The organism is Aerococcus tenax, assembly GCF_003286645.3.
GTDB lineage: Bacteria > Bacillota > Bacilli > Lactobacillales > Aerococcaceae > Aerococcus > Aerococcus tenax.
Map to the genome: position 1 here is coordinate 747,993 of NZ_CP127382.2, position 17,307 is coordinate 765,299.

A 17,307-nucleotide genomic window follows, 5' to 3' on the forward strand; every position below is an offset into this window, starting at 1 on the left:
TACTATCATAACATTCCGCATTTCTATTTTTTGCGAGATAGAAATGTCAATAAACCAATTTTACCAAGCGTAAAAACCGAAAAAGAAAGAGTTTTAAAACTTTTCGCATCATACAACTTAACCGGTGGTTAAGTGAATAAGGGCGTACGGTGAATGCCTTGGCACTAGGAGCCGATGAAGGACGGGACGAACACCGATATGCTTCGGGGAGCTGTAAGTAAGCTTTGATCCGGAGATTTCCGAATGGGGGAACCTCATTGTTTTCATCGACAATGGTCCACTCAGTGAACACATAGCTGAGTGGAAGGTAGACGTGGTGAACTGAAACATCTCAGTAGCCACAGGAAGAGAAAGAAAAATCGATTTCCCGAGTAGCGGCGAGCGAAACGGAAAGAGGCCAAACCAGTGTGCTTGCATGCTGGGGTTGTAGGACTGATGGACGGGAGTGAATGAGCTAGTCGAACGCCATGGAAAGGGCGATCAGAGAGGGTGACAATCCCGTAGGCGAAAGCTCAGCCACCTCATTCAGTATCCTGAGTACGGCGGTACACGTGAAATTCCGTCGGAATCCGCCAGGACCATCTGGCAAGCCTAAATACTCCCTAGTGACCGATAGTGAACCAGTACCGTGAGGGAAAGGTGAAAAGCACCCCGGAAGGGGAGTGAAAGAGTACCTGAAACCGTATGCCTACAAGCAGTCAGAGCCCGTTAAGGGGTGATGGCGTACTTTTTGTAGAACGGACCGGCGAGTGACGATAGCAAGCAAGGTTAAGCTGAAGAAGCGGAGCCACAGCGAAAGCGAGTCTGAAGAGGGCGTTGAGTTTGTTGTCGTCGACCCGAAACCAAGTGATCTACTCATGTCCAGGCTGAAGGTGTGGTAAAACACACTGGAGGGCCGAACCCACGTCTGTTGAAAAAGGCGGGGATGAGGTGTGGGTAGCGGTGAAATTCCAATCGAACTTGGAGATAGCTGGTTCTCTCCGAAATAGCTTTAGGGCTAGCCTCGGATGATGACTATTGGAGGTAGAGCACTGTTTGATCGAGGGGTCCATCCTGGATTACCGACATCTGATAAACTCCGAATGCCAAATAGTTTAGTCCGGGAGTCAGACTGCGAGTGATAAGATCCGTAGTCGAAAGGGAAAGAGCCCAGACCACCAGCTAAGGTCCCAAAGTTTCAGTTAAGTGGAAAAGGATGTGGGGTTGCTTAGACAACTAGGATGTTGGCTTAGAAGCAGCCATCATTGAAAGAGTGCGTAATAGCTCACTAGTCGAGTGACCCTGCGCCGAAAATGTACCGGGGCTAAACTGAACACCGAAGCTGTGGATCCGTAGGATGGTAGGAGAGCGTTCTATAGGCAGAGAAGCATGATCGTGAGGACATGTGGAGCGTATAGAAGTGAGAATGCCGGTATGAGTAGCGAAAGACGGGTGAGAATCCCGTCCACCGAATGACTAAGGTTTCCTGGGGAAGGCTCGTCCTCCCAGGGTTAGTCGGGACCTAAGCCGAGACCGAAAGGGATAGGCGATGGACAACAGGTTGAGATTCCTGTACTTGTTTGATTTGTTTGAGCGATGGAAGGACACAGAAGGCTAAGCGGAGCGCGGAGATGGAAAAACGCGTCCAAGCAATGAGTGAGAAGGTGAGTGAAAGGCTTGCCTCAGACTTCATGAGTTGTGACGGGGAGGGAAGTTTAGTACCGAAGCCGCCGACGTCACGCTGTCAAGAAAAGTTTCTAGTGAGAATCAAACAACCCGTACCGCAAACCGACACAGGTAGTCGAGTGGAGAACACTAAGGTGAGCGAGCGAACTCTCGTTAAGGAACTCGGCAAAATGACCCCGTAACTTCGGGAGAAGGGGTGCTGACCGCAAGGTCAGCCGCAGTGAATAGGCCCAAGCGACTGTTTATCAAAAACATAGGTCTCTGCCAAATCGAAAGATGATGTATAGAGGCTGACGCCTGCCCGGTGCTGGAAGGTTAAGAGGAAGGGTTAGCATAAGCGAAGCTCTGAATTGAAGCCCCAGTAAACGGCGGCCGTAACTATAACGGTCCTAAGGTAGCGAAATTCCTTGTCAGGTAAGTTCTGACCCGCACGAAAGGCGTAACGATTTGGGCACTGTCTCAACGAGAGGCTCGGTGAAATTGTAGTACCAGTGAAGATGCTGGTTACCCGCGACAGGACGGAAAGACCCCATGGAGCTTTACTGTAGGTTGATATTGAATGTTTGTGCCACATGTACAGGATAGGTAGGAGCCATCGAAGTCGGGACGCTAGTCTCGATGGAGGCACTGGTGGGATACTACCCTTGTGGGATGACCATTCTAACCCGCGACCATTAGCTGGTCGGGAGACAGTGTCAGTCAGGCAGTTTGACTGGGGCGGTCGCCTCCTAAAGTGTAACGGAGGCGCCCAAAGGTTCCCTCAGAATGGTTGGAAATCATTCGCAGAGTGTAAAGGCAGAAGGGAGCTTGACTGCGAGACCTACAAGTCGAGCAGGGACGAAAGTCGGGCTTAGTGATCCGGTGGTTCCGCATGGAAGGGCCATCGCTCAACGGATAAAAGCTACCCTGGGGATAACAGGCTTATCTCCCCCAAGAGTTCACATCGACGGGGAGGTTTGGCACCTCGATGTCGGCTCATCGCATCCTGGGGCTGAAGTCGGTCCCAAGGGTTGGGCTGTTCGCCCATTAAAGCGGTACGCGAGCTGGGTTCAGAACGTCGTGAGACAGTTCGGTCCCTATCCGTCGCGGGCGTTGGAAATTTGAGAGGAGCTGTCCTTAGTACGAGAGGACCGGGATGGACACACCGCTGGTGTACCAGTTGTTCCACCAGGAGCATGGCTGGGTAGCTATGTGTGGACGGGATAAGCGCTGAAAGCATCTAAGCGTGAAGCCCCCCTCAAGATGAGATTTCCCATACTTTGAAAGTAGTAAGACCCCTGAAAGACGATCAGGTTGATAGGTTTGGAGTGGAAGCTTAGCAATAAGTGGAGCGGACAAATACTAATCGGTCGAGGACTTATCCAAAGGATAAGGTTGTATGAGGTTTAAGGAAGGCATGATAGATTCAGTTTTGAGCGAACAAGCTCAAAAAAATAAATTGTACGGTGACGATGGCAAGAAGGACCCACCTGTATCCATCCCGAACACAGCAGTTAAGCTTCTTAGCGCCGAATGTAGTTGGGGGTTGCCCCCTGTGAGACTAGGACGTTGCCGTGCAATATTTTATGGAGAATTAGCTCAGCTGGGAGAGCGTCTGCCTTACAAGCAGAATGTCGGGGGTTCGAGCCCCTCATTCTCCATTATGATTCGTTAGCTCAGTTGGTAGAGCATCTGACTTTTAATCAGAGGGTCGGGAGTTCGAGCCTCCCACGGATCATTTACATGCGGGTGTGGCGGAATTGGCAGACGCACCAGATTTAGGATCTGGCGCCGAGAGGCGTGGGGGTTCAAGTCCCTTCACCCGCACTAATATAAAAGCCGGCTTAGCTCAGTTGGTAGAGCATCTGATTTGTAATCAGGGGGTCGAGGGTTCAAGTCCTTTAGCCGGCATTATATCTCATGCGGAAGTAGTTCAGTGGTAGAACATCACCTTGCCAAGGTGGGGGTCGCGGGTTCGAATCCCGTCTTCCGCTTAGCCAAATGGCTTAAAATTAAATATTATTATGCCGGGGTGGCGGAACAGGCAGACGCACGGGACTTAAAATCCCGCGGTGGTTAAACACCGTACCGGTTCGATTCCGGTCCTCGGCATAAACTTTTTATAAATAGGCACCCATGGCTCAACTGGATAGAGTACCTGACTACGAATCAGGCGGTTGCAGGTTCGAATCCTGCTGGGTGCATTACCGGGAAATAGCTCAGCTTGGTAGAGCACTTGGTTTGGGACCAAGGGGTCGCAGGTTCGAATCCTGTTTTCCCGACTTTGGGGGGATTAGCTCAGCTGGGAGAGCGCCTGCTTTGCAAGCAGGAGGTCAGCGGTTCGATCCCGCTATCCTCCATTACATTATAATTTGGCGGTGTAGCTCAGCTGGCTAGAGCGTCCGGTTCATACCCGGGAGGTCGGGGGTTCGATCCCCTCCGCCGCTATTAATGTTCGGACCTTTAGCTCAGTTGGTTAGAGCAGACGGCTCATAACCGTCCGGCCGTAGGTTCGAGTCCTACAAGGTCCATCTTGTTAATTATATATTACGGAGGATTACCCAAGTCTGGCTGAAGGGAACGGTCTTGAAAACCGTCAGGCGGGTCAAACCGCGCAAGGGTTCGAATCCCTTATCCTCCTTTACTTATTATCGCGGAGTAGAGCAGCTGGCAGCTCGTCGGGCTCATAACCCGGAGGTCGCAGGTTCGAATCCTGCCTCCGCAATTATTCAAAATTGAATAGGTCCGGTGGTGTAGGGGTTAACATGCCTCCCTGTCACGGAGGAGATCGCGGGTTCAAATCCCGTCCGGACCGTATGCGGGTGTAGTTTAGTGGTAAAACCACAGCCTTCCAAGCTGTTGTCGCGAGTTCGATTCTCGTCACCCGCTTACATTATATGGGCCTGTAGCTCAGCTGGTTAGAGCGCACCCCTGATAAGGGTGAGGTCGATGGTTCGAGTCCATTCAGGCCCATTTATAATTTGTGGAGGATTACTCAAGAGGCCGAAGAGGACGGTTTGCTAAATCGTTAGGTCGGGAAACTGACGCAAGGGTTCGAATCCCTTATCCTCCGTTATCCAATGGCCCGTTGGTCAAGCGGTTAAGACACCGCCCTTTCACGGCGGTAACACGGGTTCGATTCCCGTACGGGTCATATTTAGGTATTATCCTAATTTAAACTGGAGATATTGACACCGCGGAGTAGAGCAGCTGGCAGCTCGTCGGGCTCATAACCCGGAGGTCACAGGTTCGAATCCTGTCTCCGCAATTTTATTTTACCTAATTTTTTTAGGTCCGGTGGTGTAGGGGTTAACATGCCTCCCTGTCACGGAGGAGATCGCGGGTTCAAATCCCGTCCGGACCGTTTCTTTTTCAAGGTCCGATAGCTCAGTTGGTAGAGCACTTGATTGAAGCTCAAGGTGTCGGCAGTTCGATTCTGTCTCGGACCATACAAAAAATATATTTTGGCCCGTTGGTCAAGCGGTTAAGACACCGCCCTTTCACGGCGGTAACACGGGTTCGATTCCCGTACGGGTCATATGTAAGCAACTCTATAAAGGGTTGCTTTTTTATTTGTCTAAATATATTTCCTAGCTTTGTTCAATATGATAGATAAAATACACTTTATTCTGCAAAATCTGTCAAAAATTGGCCCTTTTTGATAGAATATGAAAGAAAATGATTGATTAACAGCTGGATTTCCTTTATAATATCCTATGTTAAAAGAGAAAACGATTTCAATTAATGGAGGGAGGTAGATTATGCTTACCGAAGAAAGGCAAAAGTATATTATGGAAGCCTTAACCAAAGTCCCTATCTTAAATCTTCAAGAGGTATCAAAACAGTTAGCTGTTTCTGAATCAACTATTAGAAGAGATTTTGATAGTTTGGAAAAGGCGGGGAAATTAGAACGTATTCATGGTGGAGCCAAAAGAGTTCAGCAACGTAATATGGAAGCTTCCTTATCCGAGAAAAGCCAAGTGAATGTTTTAGAAAAACAACTCATTGGAAAATTAGCCGGAGAAATGGTTGCTGATCATGACACGATTTATCTTGATTCTGGTACCACGACGATTGAAATGATTCCCTGGATTATTAATAAGGAAATTATTGTTGTGACTAATGGCCTGGAAGTTGCCCAAGCTCTCTATCAATCACAGATCCACACCATTGTTGTGGGCGGTGAAATTAAAGAAAGCACGGGAACCTTGATCGGTGGCATAGCCTTATCTCAGGTTCAATCTTTTAACTTTGATAAAGCTTTTATAGGAATGAATGGCATTGATCTTGATACAGGATATACCACACCTGACATTGAGGAAGCACAAATTAAGAAGGCGGCAATTGACCATAGTCGTTACCGTTATATCTTGGCTGATGCAAGTAAATTTGACCAAAGTACTTTCTGTCACGTCTGTGACTTAGACCGAGCTATTTTATTAACTAATGAGAGCAATTCAAAATATGAAAACTATATGAAAATTATGGAGGTATCTCAATGATTTATACCATTACCTTTAATCCCGCTGTGGATTTAGTAATGCAAGTTGATGATATAAAATTAGGTGACCTAAACCGCTCCCATGAAGACCACTATGTGGCAGGCGGTAAAGGGATTAATGCATCAGTCGTCTTCCAGCGTTTAGGTAAGGAAAATATTGCCACTGGTTTTATTGGTGGATTTTCCGGTCAATTCATTATTGATGAGTTAGAAGCTGAAGGGGTCAATACCCATTTTATTGAACTCGACCAGCCTACTCGGATTAATGTGAAGCTCAAAGGCCCACAAGAAACCGAAATTAATGCCCAAGGACCAAGAGTCGATGCTGATAAATTCCAAGAATTAATGACTTACTTGAATGAAGAACTGACAGAAAATGATACTGTCTTTCTAGCAGGAAATGCCGCTCCTGGATTGGATGAGGAAGCTTATATCCGTATTGCTAAATTATGCTTAGAAAAAAAAGTTAATTTTGTTTTAGATTCTAATAAGCAATTATTAAAAGCCTGTTTAGAATATAAACCTTTTATTATTAAACCAAACCGTGAAGAACTTGGTGAACTATTCGAAACTCAGATTGAGTCAGACGCTGATTTAATAAAATATGCCAAGGCCTTACAGGAAGCTGGGGCTTTAAATGTTTTGGTATCTCTGGGTGGCGACGGGAGTTTATTGCTTACTGAAAGAGGGGATATCTACCGGGCCAATGTGCCTACAGGAAAGGTTATAAATTCTGTAGGAGCTGGCGATTCCATGTTGTCGGGCTTTATAAGTGCTTACGTTGAAAGTAAGGACTATGCCGAATCATTAAAAATCGCTGCAGCTACTGGGTCAGGAACAGCCTTTTCCGTTGGCATTACGACGAAAGACTTAGTTGAAGAATTAGTTGATCAAATTGTTGTTAAGAAAGAAAATTAAAAAGGAGGATTCAAAGCAATGAAATTATCTGATTTATTTGTCAAAGAGGCTATGGATCTCAACTTACAAACTGAAAGTAAAAAAGATACCCTAGTCCATTTAGCTAAGCGTTTCTCAGATTGTGGAGGCGTCAGTGATGCTGAGGCTTACGTGGAAAAGTTAGAAGCCAGAGAAGCTCAATCCACTACTGGCGTTGGTGATGAGATTGCCATTCCCCATGCCCAACATGAATCAATCAAAGAAGCTGCTATTATTTTTGCTCGGAGCGCAGAAGGAATTGAATGGGAATCCTTTGACGGTCAACCAGCTAAATTAATCTTTATGATTGCTGCTCCAGAAGGGGGCGGTGGGGAACACCTGAAGGCCTTAGCGCAATTATCTAAAGTCTTGTTAAAAGACGGAGTCAAAGATGCTTTATTAAAAGCAGAAAGTCCTGATGAAGTCCTAGAAATTATCAAGGCTCATGATGAAAGTGAAGAAGCAACAGAAGAAACTGGTGAAGCCAAAGCTGCACCAGTTGAAGCGGATAAGACTGATAGTACTGATAATGATGTATATATCGTTGCCGTGACCGCTTGCCCAACTGGGATTGCCCATACCTATATGGCGGAAGAACGCTTGAAAAAAGCCGGACAAGCCGCTGGTTACCGGATTAAGGTTGAAACTAATGGTCAAAGTGGGGTAGAAAACCGCTTAACCAAAAAAGATATTGAAGAAGCGACAGCTGTTATTGTTGCTGCTGACAAACAAGTTGAAATGGCTCGTTTCGATGGCAAACCAATCATTATTGTTCCTGTTGGTGATGGGGTTAACAAAGCTGACCAGTTAGTGGAACGAGCAGCCAATGATAAGCTACCAATCTATCATGCTAAGAAAGACCAAAATGCTGAAGAAGAAGAGAGTTCAGATGGCGAAACATTAGGCCGTTTAGCTTATAAGCACTTAATGAATGGTGTTTCTCATATGTTACCATTCGTTGTTGCTGGTGGTATCTTAATTGCCTTGTCATTCTTCTGGGGCATTACTTCCGCTGATCCAGCTGCTGATGATTACAACCAAATTGCGCAAGCCTTAAATACAGTAGGTAACTTATCCTTTGCCATGATGCTACCTATGTTGGCTGGTTTTATCGGTCATTCCATGGCAGACCGTATCGGTTTAGTTATCGGGGTTATCGGTGGTATCTGTGCGGAACCAAGTAAATTTGCTGCCTTTACTGGGGTTGGAATTTTTGAAAATTCGGTTTCTTCTGGTTTCCTTGGCGCCTTGGTTGCTGGTTTCTTAGCCGGCGGTATTGTTTGGCTATTAGAAAAACTATTTGCCTGGCTACCTAAATCCTTAAACGGGATGAAATCGATCTTCCTATACCCAGTCCTTGGGGTATTGATTATGGGCTTCTTGATGCTCTTTGTGATCAATGGACCAATGGGCGCAGTGATGAACGGCTTAATGAGCCTTATCAATAGTATTCCACCTTCCATGACCATTATCTTAGGTTTTGTGGTTGGAGCGATGATGTCTATCGATATGGGGGGTCCGATTAATAAAGCCGCCTATGTTACTGGTACTGCTTTAGTCACCGCATCAGCTGGTGCAGGATCTAACGTGATGGCAGCCGTAATGTGTGGTGGTATGGTGCCACCATTAGCCATTGGTATCTCTGCTACCTTAAAGAAGAGTCTATGGACTGAAGATGAACGTAATAGTGCTTATGTTAACTATGTCATGGGGGCTGCCTTCATTACTGAAGGTGCGATTCCTTTCGCTGCTAAAGATCCACTACATGTGATTCCACCACTAGCCCTTGGTTCAGGAATTGCTGGAGCCTTAAGTATGTTCTTTGGTTGTGTATCCTATGTTCCTCACGGTGGTGTATTTGCAGTCTTAGCTGGTGGGGTAACTAATGGTCTAATGTACTTACTTGCATGGTTAATCGGCGGACTTATCGGTGGCCTACTCCTTAATGTCTCTTTAAGTCGCGCTAAATCGAGCGATAAAACTCAAAAAGCTGAATAATTTAAATGAGTCCTTGTGTCCTAGCACAGGGACTTTTTTTATGAAATGCTTAATTTGTTATAAGACTGGTTGGCGCTAGTTTTCATCTATGATATACTTTTATCTATTGAAGATTCTTACCTTCTTAATAACTTTTTTACACAACTCAACTCAGTTATATTTAAGAATCTTTAAGTCGCTGCACGGAATGTGCAGCTTTTTTATATTCTTATGATAGTTGTTATAGATCATTGATGAATACTTTTAAATAAGGCTAAGAACATTGTCATAACAAGCTTTAATTAGTAGAATATAAGGGTCAGCTCATTATGAGTAAAATAGTAGGAGGAATTGCAATGAAGAAATGGATTTTACGATTGATGACCCTATTAGCTGCTTTTACCTTAGTGGCTTGTCAATCAGGCAATACTGATAGTAATAAAACGGTAAAAGTAGGGGTCGTTGGTGAGAAAAATGATGAATGGGACTACTTAAAGGATGAATTGAAGGAAAAGGAAGGCATTGACCTTGAATTGGTAAAATTTACTGATTATCGGATGCCCATTGAAGCCTTAGAGCATAATGAAATTGATATGCATGCTGCCTTAACTGAAATTTATATGGACAATATGAATGAAGAATCTGGTTACCACAACACCACGATTGGATATACCACCCTTAACCCAATGGGAGTCTTCTCCAATAAGATTGAAAGTATCGATCAAGTCAAAGAGGGTGACAAGGTAGCTGTGCCTAATGATGTCTCTAATGAAAGTCGGGCACTGTTATTGCTTCAAGAAGCAGGACTAATTAAGTTAAACCCAGATAAAGGGCTCATGCCAACCGTTGAGGATATCACTGAAAATCCAAAAAATCTGGAATTCATTACCTTAGACTCTAACCAAACAGCTAGTGCCTTAAATGATGTAACGATTTCTTGCATCAATAATGATATGGCTGCCGACGCAGGATTTGTTCCAACTAAAGACTCCATTTATTTAGAAAAGGCGACCGATAGTTCTAAACCTTATTGGAATGTCATTGCTGTTGATGAAAAGAATAAGGATAATGAAACTTATAAGAAGATTGTGAAGTACTACCAAACCCCTGAAGTCGCTAAAATTATTGATGAAAAAAGTAATGGCTCAAGTATTCCAATTTGGGAAAGCCAAAAATAATTAAAAAAGACCTATCCCTAGCTAAGGATTCCCTTAGTTAGGTGATAGGTCATTTTCTTTTAGTTATGCTTAAATGATCAAGTTGCTTGGCGAACTCGGGTTTGGGAGATATTTAGAAAAAATTGCTTAATCTGCTTCTAAGGGACCAAATTAGCAATTCATATATCTTGTTGCATCCTAATACGTGTCTTACAAATTAAAAGAGCAAGGCCCTCCTTGATAGCCTTGCTCTTTTAATTGCTGTTATAAACTAAGTTTTATAAGGGGGAAACCCCTTATTACGTTATTACGCGCCTAGAGGGAATCGAACCCCCATCTCAAGAACCGGAATCTTACGTGATATCCATTACACTATAGGCGCAAGCAATAAATATATTATAGCACAAATAGCATAGTTTTGTTAAGAACTTTCTCGAAAAAAAGTATTGCTGTTATCGATGATTTCTTACTATAATAGCCTCACTTGCAAAATCAGATGAAGGCTAGTAAAAAATCTAGCCTAATACTGTCTGAAAGGCAGTAATGTCAAATTATCATCAATTTTCTCAGTCAAAGGAGCGATAAGTTTATCTATTGACCTATATTGACTATTAAGGTTATAATGATTAGGAAGTTGAAAAAGGAGGAAATTAAATGAATTTAGTACCTACAGTGATTGAACAATCACCTCGTGGCGAACGCGCTTATGATATTTATTCACGCTTATTGAAAGACCGTATTATTATGCTCAGTGGAGAAGTTAATGATGATATGGCAAACAGTGTTATTGCCCAATTACTTTTCTTAGATGCTCAAGATAACGATAAAGATATTTATATTTACATTAATAGTCCAGGGGGATCAGTGACTGCCGGGATGGCAATTTATGACACCATGCAATTTGTTAATGCCGATGTTGTCACCATAGTTACTGGTTTAGCAGCTTCTATGGGCTCAATCCTATTAATTGGCGGCACAAAAGGGAAACGCTATGCCTTACCGCATTCTGAAGTGCTTATTCACCAACCTTTAGGTGGCGTTCAAGGTCAAGCCACTGAAATTGAAATCTCAGCCCGTCATATCTTACAAACCAAGCAAACCTTAAAAGAAATTATTGCTGAACGTTCTGGTCAAGATATCGATAAAGTAGAAAAAGATATGGACCGTGATTACTGGATGACTGCCAAAGAAGCTAAGGACTATGGCATCATTGATGAAATCATGGCTTCTAACCAAGGACTAAAAGGTCAAGAATAATATCTTAAAGCCTTACAAGATATATACAGAATGATTACCGAGTGTAGCTTAAGTAAGTACACTCGGTTTTTATAAAATTTGGATTTTCACTGCAAAATGCTTGCGGCTGCATGATATTCTTGTTATACTACTAGTGTAGAAAAATGAATAGCAGATAGAACTGCTCAAATTTTTTTGCACTATGTTGGTCAAAAAAAGGCATGACGGACAATAAAAGTCCATGCAATAGAAAGTTGAATGTCATGAAAGCCGTTTACAGTAGAATCCTTAAAGTGGTTCCTGAATTGGAAGACCTCTTTAAAAAAAGGATGCAAATTTTACAAATGGTCTTACGCTTTCAACCTATTGGTCGCCAAATTTTGGCGAAGAAGTTAGACATGACTGAGCGACCACTCCGGCGTGAAACAAATATCCTTAAAAAAGAAGGGTTACTAGATTCCACTAGAAATGGAATGGTTATCACCGCTAAGGGTGAGGAAGCTTTAGCTTTTGCTCGTGAAATGCTCCATGAAGATTCTAGTTTATTTGCTAAGGAGCAACGCTTAGAAAAGCAACTAGGCATCGATGAGGTACATATTATTGAGAGTAATCTTGATGAAGAAAATAGTACCTTGGCGCAAATAGGGGTTTTTCTATCTAACTATTTAGCCAATACTTTGCCAGAAGGATACATTACGGTGGCTGTTTCAGGCGGCTCGACAATACTCGAGGTTGCTAAGAGCTTAAACCGTAAAGTCTTAACTAAGAATCGACATTTTACGATTGTTCCTGCCCGTGGTGGCATGGGCGATTCGGTGGCGATTCAGGCAAATACAATTAGTGACCAACTCGCACACCGCTTAAACGGGACCACTAATTCTCTCTACGTTCCTGATGTTCTTACTGAAGAAACGAGAGACTTATTGGTAAAAGAGCCCTCCATTCAAGCAACATTAAATATTTTAAAGCGGACTGATGCTTTATTGTTTAGTGTTGGCGATGCTAGAATCATGGCCCAAAGACGGGGGTTTTCATCAGAATTGATTGATAAAATCCTTGCTAAAGGAGCTATTGGTGAAGCATTCGGGTGTTTTTACACCAAAGAGGGGGAAATAGTTTATCAAATGCCCCGTATTGGTTTACAATTAGATCAAATAAAGGATATTCAATATCCCATTCTAATTGCTGGCGGACGTGCTAAAGCAAAAGCCATTCAAGCTTTTGCAAAACTCGCACCCTTTAATTTTGTCTTAGTGACAGATTTAGGGGTAAGTAATCAGGTTTTAAATGAGGAAACTCATTAAAAATATTTTATTTCCGAAGGAGGAAAATTATTAATATGGTAAAAGTAGGTATTAATGGTTTTGGACGTATCGGACGTTTAGCTTTCCGTCGTATCCAAGATGTTGAAGGTTTAGAAGTAGTTGCAATCAATGATTTAACTGACTCAAAAATGTTAGCTCACTTATTGAAATATGACACCACTCATGGTCGTTTCAATGGTGAAATTGAAGTTTTAGATGACGCCTTCAAAGTAAACGGTAAAGAAGTTAAAGTTATGTCTCATCCAGACCCAGCTGAAATTCCTTGGGGTGACTTAGGTGTAGAAGTTGTTCTTGAAGCTACTGGTTTCTTTGCATCAAAAGAAAAAGCTGAACTACACTTAAAAGGTGGAGCTAAGAAAGTTGTTATTACTGCACCAGGTGGAGCAGATATTCCAACTATCGTTTACAACACCAACCACGAAATCTTAACAGGGGATGAAACTGTTATTTCTGGTGCTTCATGTACCACTAACTGTTTAGCACCTTTAGCAGATGCTTTAAACAAGAGCTTTGGTATTGTTGAAGGTTTAATGTCTACTATCCATGCTTATACAGGGGACCAAAACACCTTGGATGCTCCACACCGTAAGGGAGACTTCCGTCGTGCACGTGCCGCTGCAGAAAACATTATTCCTAACACTACCGGTGCTGCAAAAGCTGTTGGCCAAGTTTTACCAGAATTAAATGGTAAATTAGATGGTTCCGCACAACGTGTACCTGTTAAATCTGGTTCTATTACTGAATTCTTCACCGTTCTTGAAAAGAATGTTACCGTTGAAGAAGTTAACGCTGCTATGAAGGCTGCTTCAAATGAATCCTTCGGTTACAACGAAGATGAAATCGTTTCTTCAGATATTGTAGGTATGACTTATGGTTCCTTATTCGATGCAACCTTAACTAAAGTTATGGACGTTGACGGTAAGCAATTAGTGAAGACTGCTGCATGGTATGACAACGAAATGTCATATACTTCACAATTAGTACGTACCTTAGAATACTTCGCTAAGTTATAATAAACGCTAACGTTTAATAAAAGCGTCTATCCATGTAAAGGCGGGGAGTCAGACGCTCCCTGCCTTTTTTCTAAGTGATAGAAAAAGGAGAAATGAATATGGCAAAAGAAACAGTAAAAGATGTTAATGTCCAAGGTAAAAAGATTTTAATGCGGGTTGACTTCAATGTCCCTATGAAGGATGGAGAAATTACCGATGATAATCGTATGGTCCAAGCCCTACCAACGATTAAATATGTGATTGAACAAGGCGGAAAATTGATCTTATTTTCTCACTTAGGCAAAGTCAAAAGTGAAGAAGACAAAAAAGACAAGTCCCTTGCTCCAGTCGCTAAACACTTAGAAGAACTCCTAGGGCAAAAAGTAGTCTTTGTTCCTGCTACTCGGGGACAAGAGTTAGAAGAAGCCATTGACCAATTAAATGACGGGGAAGTTTTACTCTTTGAAAATACCCGTTTTGAAGATGTTGATGGCAAGAAAGAATCCGGTAACGATCCTGAATTAGGTAAATACTGGGCTTCATTAGGCGACGGTATTTTTGTTAACGATGCCTTTGGGACCGCTCACCGTGCCCATGCATCTAATGTTGGTATTTCTGCTAATGTTGACCATGCGGTAGCTGGCTTCTTGATGGAAAAGGAATTAAACTTCTTAGGGGATGCAGTCAATAATCCTAAGCGACCTTTTGTTGCTATCTTAGGTGGGGCTAAAGTTTCCGATAAAATTGCCGTGATCGAATCCTTACTTAATAAGGCCGATAAAGTGCTTATTGGTGGGGGGATGGCTTATACCTTCTTAAAAGCAAAGGGTTATGAAGTGGGTAACTCCTTGTTAGAAGAAGACCGTGTTTCATTAGCTAAAGAAATTATGGAAAAAGCTGGTGACAAACTTTACCTGCCAGTAGATGTTGTCGTTGCCGATGACTTTTCAAATGACGCTAATACGCAAGTAGTGGCTGCTGATGCCATTCCTGAAGGTTGGGAAGGATTAGATTCCGGTCCTAAGACCAATGAATTATTCGCTAAACAATTAGAAGATGCCAAGACGGTCGTATGGAATGGCCCTATGGGTGTCTTTGAAATGGAAAAATTTGCCGTTGGTACCAATGCCGTATGTAAAGCGGTTGCTGACCTTGACGATGCCATTACTATTGTTGGTGGTGGAGATTCTGCATCAGCTGCTAAGAATTCAGGCTTTGCAGAAAAATTCTCACACATTTCTACCGGTGGGGGAGCTTCTTTACAATTCTTAGAAGGTAATCCTCTACCAGGTGTTGAAGCGTTAAGTGAAAAATAAGGAAGGATGAACAAAGTGAGACAAGTTTTAATTGCCGGAAACTGGAAATTAAATAAAACCGCTAGTGAAGCAAAAGCTTTTATTGAAGACTTGAAAGCTAAATTAAGTGGTAACGAAAAGGCTGAAGTTTTGGTTTGCCCACCAGCTTTATACGTTCAAAGCTTACTCTCTGAAAGTCAAGGCACTAACATTAAAGTTGGTGCTCAAAACTGCTACTATGAAAATAGTGGGGCTTTCACTGGAGAAATTTCACCTTTAGCTTTAGCTGATCTAGGAGCGAGCTACGTGGTTATCGGTCACTCTGAACGTCGGGAATTATTTAACGAAAGCGATGAAGATGTTGCTAAGAAAGCTACAGCAATCTTCGATAATGGTATGACCCCAATTATTTGTTGCGGTGAAACCTTAGAGCAACGTGAAGAAGGTATTGCCAAAGAATGGATCACTGGACAAATCAAGGCAGCCTTAAAAGAACTTAGCCAAGAAGAAATTGCTAAGAGTGTCATTGCTTATGAACCTATCTGGGCAATTGGTACCGGTAAAACCGCCTCTCCAGAAGACGCTGAAGAAATTTGTGGCCATATCCGTGACGTTGTTTTTGAAGTTGCTGGTCAAGAAGCTAGTGACGCTGTTCGTGTCCTCTACGGTGGTTCAGTGAAACCTGCTAATGTAAAAGATATCTTAGCTCAAGAAAATATTGATGGCGCCCTAGTAGGGGGAGCTAGTCTTCAAGTCGACGATTTTCTTGCTTTAGTTAATGCTGCAGAATAATTCATCAAATAGATATAAAATTAATTAGATAAAAGGAGATAAAATCTATGTCATTAATTACTAACATCCATGCTCGTGAAATTTTGGACTCCCGTGGTAACCCAACCGTTGAAGTGGAATTATATACCGAATTAGGTGCATTTGGCCGTGGTTTAGTACCTTCTGGTGCTTCAACTGGTGAACATGAAGCGGTTGAACTTCGTGATGGCGACAAAGACCGTTATGAAGGTAAGGGCGTTCTAAAAGCTGTTGAAAATGTTAATACAGTGATTGCTGAAGCTATTGTTGGTATGGAAGTTACTGACCAAGTAGGTATTGATGAAGCAATGATCGCTTTAGACGGTACCAAGAACAAAGGTAAATTAGGGGCTAATGCTATCTTAGGTGTTTCTCTTGCTGCTGCTCATGCTGCTGCTGATGAATTAGACGTGCCATTGTATAACTACTTAGGTGGATTCAATGCCCATGTTTTACCTACTCCAATGATGAATATTGTTAACGGTGGTTCTCACTCAGACGCACCAATTGCCTTCCAAGAATTTATGATTGTGCCTGCAGGGGCTCCTTCATTTAGAGAAGCTTTACGTTGGGGTGCTGAAACCTTCCACGCTTTGAAAGGCATTCTTAAAGGCCGCGGTTTAGAAACTTCCGTTGGTGACGAAGGTGGTTTTGCTCCTCGCTTTGAAGGTACTGAAGACGCTTTACAAACCATTATTGACGCGATCGAAGCTGCTGGACGTAAAGCCGGTGAAGATATCTTTATCGCTTTAGACTGTGCTTCTTCTGAATTCTACATTGATGGAAAATATGACTACACCAAATTCGAAGGTGAAGGCGCTGCTGTTCGCTCTGCTGCTGAACAAGTTGAATACATCGAAGAATTAGTTAACAAATACCCAATCATCTCTGTTGAAGATGGTATGGATGAAAATGACTGGGAAGGTTTCAAATTATTAACCGAACGTATCGGTGATAAAGTACAATTAGTTGGTGATGACCTCTATGTAACTAATACCGACTACTTGAAACGTGGTATTGAAGAAGGCATTGCAAACTCAATCTTAATTAAGGTTAACCAAATTGGTACCTTAACTGAAACCTTCAACGCTATCGAAATGGCTAAACGTGCTAACTACACCGCCGTTGTTTCCCACCGTTCTGGTGAAACTGAAGATGCAACCATCGCTGACATTGCTGTAGCAACCAACGCTGGTCAAATTAAGACTGGTTCCTTATCACGTACTGACCGGATGGCTAAATACAACCAATTACTACGTATTGAAGACCAACTTGGTGAAACTGCTGAATACCAAGGAATCCATGCATTCTACAACTTAAGCAAATAATCCAATAAGTAAATTTAAAAACGTTTTTAATTAATAAGGTGGGTCGCTCCCACCTTTTTATTTTTACTCTAATGGGGATGACCTTCTTGAAAACTAAGAGGCTTTT

At 42.8% G+C, this 17,307-nt stretch carries 10 protein-coding genes, 23 tRNA genes and 2 rRNA genes; 34 read left to right on the forward strand and 1 reads right to left on the reverse strand.

Annotated elements, in window-relative coordinates; translation table 11 throughout:
* The first annotated feature begins 126 nt into the window (after positions 1-126).
* The 28 genes from DBT50_RS03455 (at position 127) to DBT50_RS03590 (ending at position 10,236) form a co-directional block, all read left to right on the forward strand.
* Positions 127-3,030: ribosomal RNA gene (locus DBT50_RS03455) — 23S ribosomal RNA — on the forward strand.
* Positions 3,031-3,106: 76 nt separating this feature from the next.
* Positions 3,107-3,222: ribosomal RNA gene (gene rrf, locus DBT50_RS03460) — 5S ribosomal RNA — on the forward strand.
* A gap of 10 nt (positions 3,223-3,232) precedes the next feature.
* Positions 3,233-3,305 (forward strand) — tRNA-Val (locus tag DBT50_RS03465).
* 4 nt (positions 3,306-3,309) lie between these two features.
* A tRNA-Lys gene (locus DBT50_RS03470) sits at positions 3,310-3,382 on the forward strand.
* A 7-nt stretch (positions 3,383-3,389) separates the two neighbouring features.
* Positions 3,390-3,471, forward strand: a tRNA-Leu gene (locus DBT50_RS03475).
* Positions 3,472-3,482: 11 nt separating this feature from the next.
* Positions 3,483-3,555: transfer RNA gene (locus DBT50_RS03480), tRNA-Thr, on the forward strand.
* Between the two features lie 11 nt (positions 3,556-3,566).
* Positions 3,567-3,638: transfer RNA gene (locus DBT50_RS03485), tRNA-Gly, on the forward strand.
* Between the two features lie 32 nt (positions 3,639-3,670).
* Positions 3,671-3,756 (forward strand) — tRNA-Leu (locus DBT50_RS03490).
* A gap of 18 nt (positions 3,757-3,774) precedes the next feature.
* Positions 3,775-3,848, forward strand: a tRNA-Arg gene (locus tag DBT50_RS03495).
* 4 nt (positions 3,849-3,852) lie between these two features.
* Positions 3,853-3,926 (forward strand) — tRNA-Pro (locus tag DBT50_RS03500).
* A gap of 5 nt (positions 3,927-3,931) precedes the next feature.
* A tRNA-Ala gene (locus tag DBT50_RS03505) sits at positions 3,932-4,004 on the forward strand.
* Between the two features lie 14 nt (positions 4,005-4,018).
* Positions 4,019-4,092: transfer RNA gene (locus tag DBT50_RS03510), tRNA-Met, on the forward strand.
* Positions 4,093-4,101: 9 nt separating this feature from the next.
* Positions 4,102-4,175, forward strand: a tRNA-Ile gene (locus DBT50_RS03515).
* 20 nt (positions 4,176-4,195) lie between these two features.
* Positions 4,196-4,285 (forward strand) — tRNA-Ser (locus tag DBT50_RS03520).
* 11 nt (positions 4,286-4,296) lie between these two features.
* A tRNA-Met gene (locus DBT50_RS03525) sits at positions 4,297-4,369 on the forward strand.
* Positions 4,370-4,386: 17 nt separating this feature from the next.
* Positions 4,387-4,459, forward strand: a tRNA-Asp gene (locus tag DBT50_RS03530).
* A 3-nt stretch (positions 4,460-4,462) separates the two neighbouring features.
* Positions 4,463-4,533 (forward strand) — tRNA-Gly (locus DBT50_RS03535).
* Positions 4,534-4,543: 10 nt separating this feature from the next.
* Positions 4,544-4,617, forward strand: a tRNA-Ile gene (locus tag DBT50_RS03540).
* Positions 4,618-4,629: 12 nt separating this feature from the next.
* A tRNA-Ser gene (locus DBT50_RS03545) sits at positions 4,630-4,717 on the forward strand.
* A gap of 9 nt (positions 4,718-4,726) precedes the next feature.
* Positions 4,727-4,798: transfer RNA gene (locus DBT50_RS03550), tRNA-Glu, on the forward strand.
* A 41-nt stretch (positions 4,799-4,839) separates the two neighbouring features.
* A tRNA-Met gene (locus DBT50_RS03555) sits at positions 4,840-4,912 on the forward strand.
* A gap of 23 nt (positions 4,913-4,935) precedes the next feature.
* Positions 4,936-5,008 (forward strand) — tRNA-Asp (locus tag DBT50_RS03560).
* Between the two features lie 12 nt (positions 5,009-5,020).
* Positions 5,021-5,093, forward strand: a tRNA-Phe gene (locus tag DBT50_RS03565).
* Between the two features lie 17 nt (positions 5,094-5,110).
* Positions 5,111-5,182: transfer RNA gene (locus DBT50_RS03570), tRNA-Glu, on the forward strand.
* A 223-nt stretch (positions 5,183-5,405) separates the two neighbouring features.
* A complete protein-coding gene (locus DBT50_RS03575; RefSeq protein WP_013669665.1) occupies positions 5,406-6,146 on the forward strand; it encodes a DeoR/GlpR family DNA-binding transcription regulator in 741 nt (246 codons plus the stop codon).
* On the forward strand, positions 6,143-7,063 hold the full coding sequence (gene pfkB, locus DBT50_RS03580; RefSeq protein WP_111852581.1) for a 1-phosphofructokinase: 921 nt from the start codon (positions 6,143-6,145) through the stop codon (positions 7,061-7,063). The genes DBT50_RS03575 and pfkB overlap by 4 nt, the downstream gene beginning before the upstream one ends.
* A gap of 18 nt (positions 7,064-7,081) precedes the next feature.
* Positions 7,082-9,079 (forward strand): PTS fructose transporter subunit IIABC, encoded by a 1,998-nt coding sequence (locus DBT50_RS03585; RefSeq protein ID WP_111852582.1) that lies wholly within the window; start codon positions 7,082-7,084, stop codon positions 9,077-9,079.
* Between the two features lie 335 nt (positions 9,080-9,414).
* Positions 9,415-10,236 carry a MetQ/NlpA family ABC transporter substrate-binding protein gene (locus tag DBT50_RS03590; RefSeq protein ID WP_111852583.1) on the forward strand — a complete coding sequence of 274 codons (822 nt, stop codon included), beginning with the start codon at positions 9,415-9,417 and terminating at the stop codon, positions 10,234-10,236.
* Positions 10,237-10,525: 289 nt separating this feature from the next.
* Here DBT50_RS03590 and DBT50_RS03595 read toward each other — a convergent pair.
* Positions 10,526-10,597 (reverse strand) — tRNA-Arg (locus DBT50_RS03595).
* Between the two features lie 272 nt (positions 10,598-10,869).
* Between DBT50_RS03595 and clpP the strand changes: the two genes are divergently transcribed.
* The 6 genes from clpP (at position 10,870) to eno (ending at position 17,201) form a co-directional block, all read left to right on the forward strand.
* Positions 10,870-11,472 carry an ATP-dependent Clp endopeptidase proteolytic subunit ClpP gene (gene clpP, locus DBT50_RS03600; RefSeq protein ID WP_013669776.1) on the forward strand — a complete coding sequence of 201 codons (603 nt, stop codon included), beginning with the start codon at positions 10,870-10,872 and terminating at the stop codon, positions 11,470-11,472.
* 242 nt (positions 11,473-11,714) lie between these two features.
* Positions 11,715-12,755 carry a sugar-binding transcriptional regulator gene (locus DBT50_RS03605; RefSeq protein ID WP_070558135.1) on the forward strand — a complete coding sequence of 347 codons (1,041 nt, stop codon included), beginning with the start codon at positions 11,715-11,717 and terminating at the stop codon, positions 12,753-12,755.
* 35 nt (positions 12,756-12,790) lie between these two features.
* On the forward strand, positions 12,791-13,789 hold the full coding sequence (gap, locus tag DBT50_RS03610; RefSeq protein ID WP_064293523.1) for a type I glyceraldehyde-3-phosphate dehydrogenase: 999 nt from the start codon (positions 12,791-12,793) through the stop codon (positions 13,787-13,789).
* Between the two features lie 98 nt (positions 13,790-13,887).
* The gene (locus tag DBT50_RS03615) at positions 13,888-15,084 is read left to right on the forward strand and encodes a phosphoglycerate kinase (RefSeq protein WP_013668894.1); all 1,197 of its coding nucleotides are present in this window, start codon (positions 13,888-13,890) and stop codon (positions 15,082-15,084) included.
* A gap of 15 nt (positions 15,085-15,099) precedes the next feature.
* Positions 15,100-15,855 (forward strand): triose-phosphate isomerase, encoded by a 756-nt coding sequence (gene tpiA, locus DBT50_RS03620; RefSeq protein ID WP_111852609.1) that lies wholly within the window; start codon positions 15,100-15,102, stop codon positions 15,853-15,855.
* 47 nt (positions 15,856-15,902) lie between these two features.
* Positions 15,903-17,201 (forward strand): phosphopyruvate hydratase, encoded by a 1,299-nt coding sequence (eno, locus tag DBT50_RS03625; RefSeq protein ID WP_064293521.1) that lies wholly within the window; start codon positions 15,903-15,905, stop codon positions 17,199-17,201.
* The last annotated feature ends 106 nt before the right edge of the window (positions 17,202-17,307 follow it).

Excerpts from the sequence above, each read along its gene's own strand:
- DBT50_RS03575 (WP_013669665.1), top strand. The coding sequence starts at position 5,406 with ATGCTTACCGAAGAAAGGCAAAAGTATATTATGGAAGCCTTAACCAAA.
- pfkB (WP_111852581.1), top strand. The coding sequence starts at position 6,143 with ATGATTTATACCATTACCTTTAATCCCGCTGTGGATTTAGTAATGCAA.
- DBT50_RS03585 (WP_111852582.1), top strand. The coding sequence starts at position 7,082 with ATGAAATTATCTGATTTATTTGTCAAAGAGGCTATGGATCTCAACTTA.
- DBT50_RS03590 (WP_111852583.1), top strand. The coding sequence starts at position 9,415 with ATGAAGAAATGGATTTTACGATTGATGACCCTATTAGCTGCTTTTACC.
- clpP (WP_013669776.1), top strand. The coding sequence starts at position 10,870 with ATGAATTTAGTACCTACAGTGATTGAACAATCACCTCGTGGCGAACGC.
- DBT50_RS03605 (WP_070558135.1), top strand. The coding sequence starts at position 11,715 with ATGAAAGCCGTTTACAGTAGAATCCTTAAAGTGGTTCCTGAATTGGAA.
- gap (WP_064293523.1), top strand. The coding sequence starts at position 12,791 with ATGGTAAAAGTAGGTATTAATGGTTTTGGACGTATCGGACGTTTAGCT.
- DBT50_RS03615 (WP_013668894.1), top strand. The coding sequence starts at position 13,888 with ATGGCAAAAGAAACAGTAAAAGATGTTAATGTCCAAGGTAAAAAGATT.
- eno (WP_064293521.1), top strand. The coding sequence starts at position 15,903 with ATGTCATTAATTACTAACATCCATGCTCGTGAAATTTTGGACTCCCGT.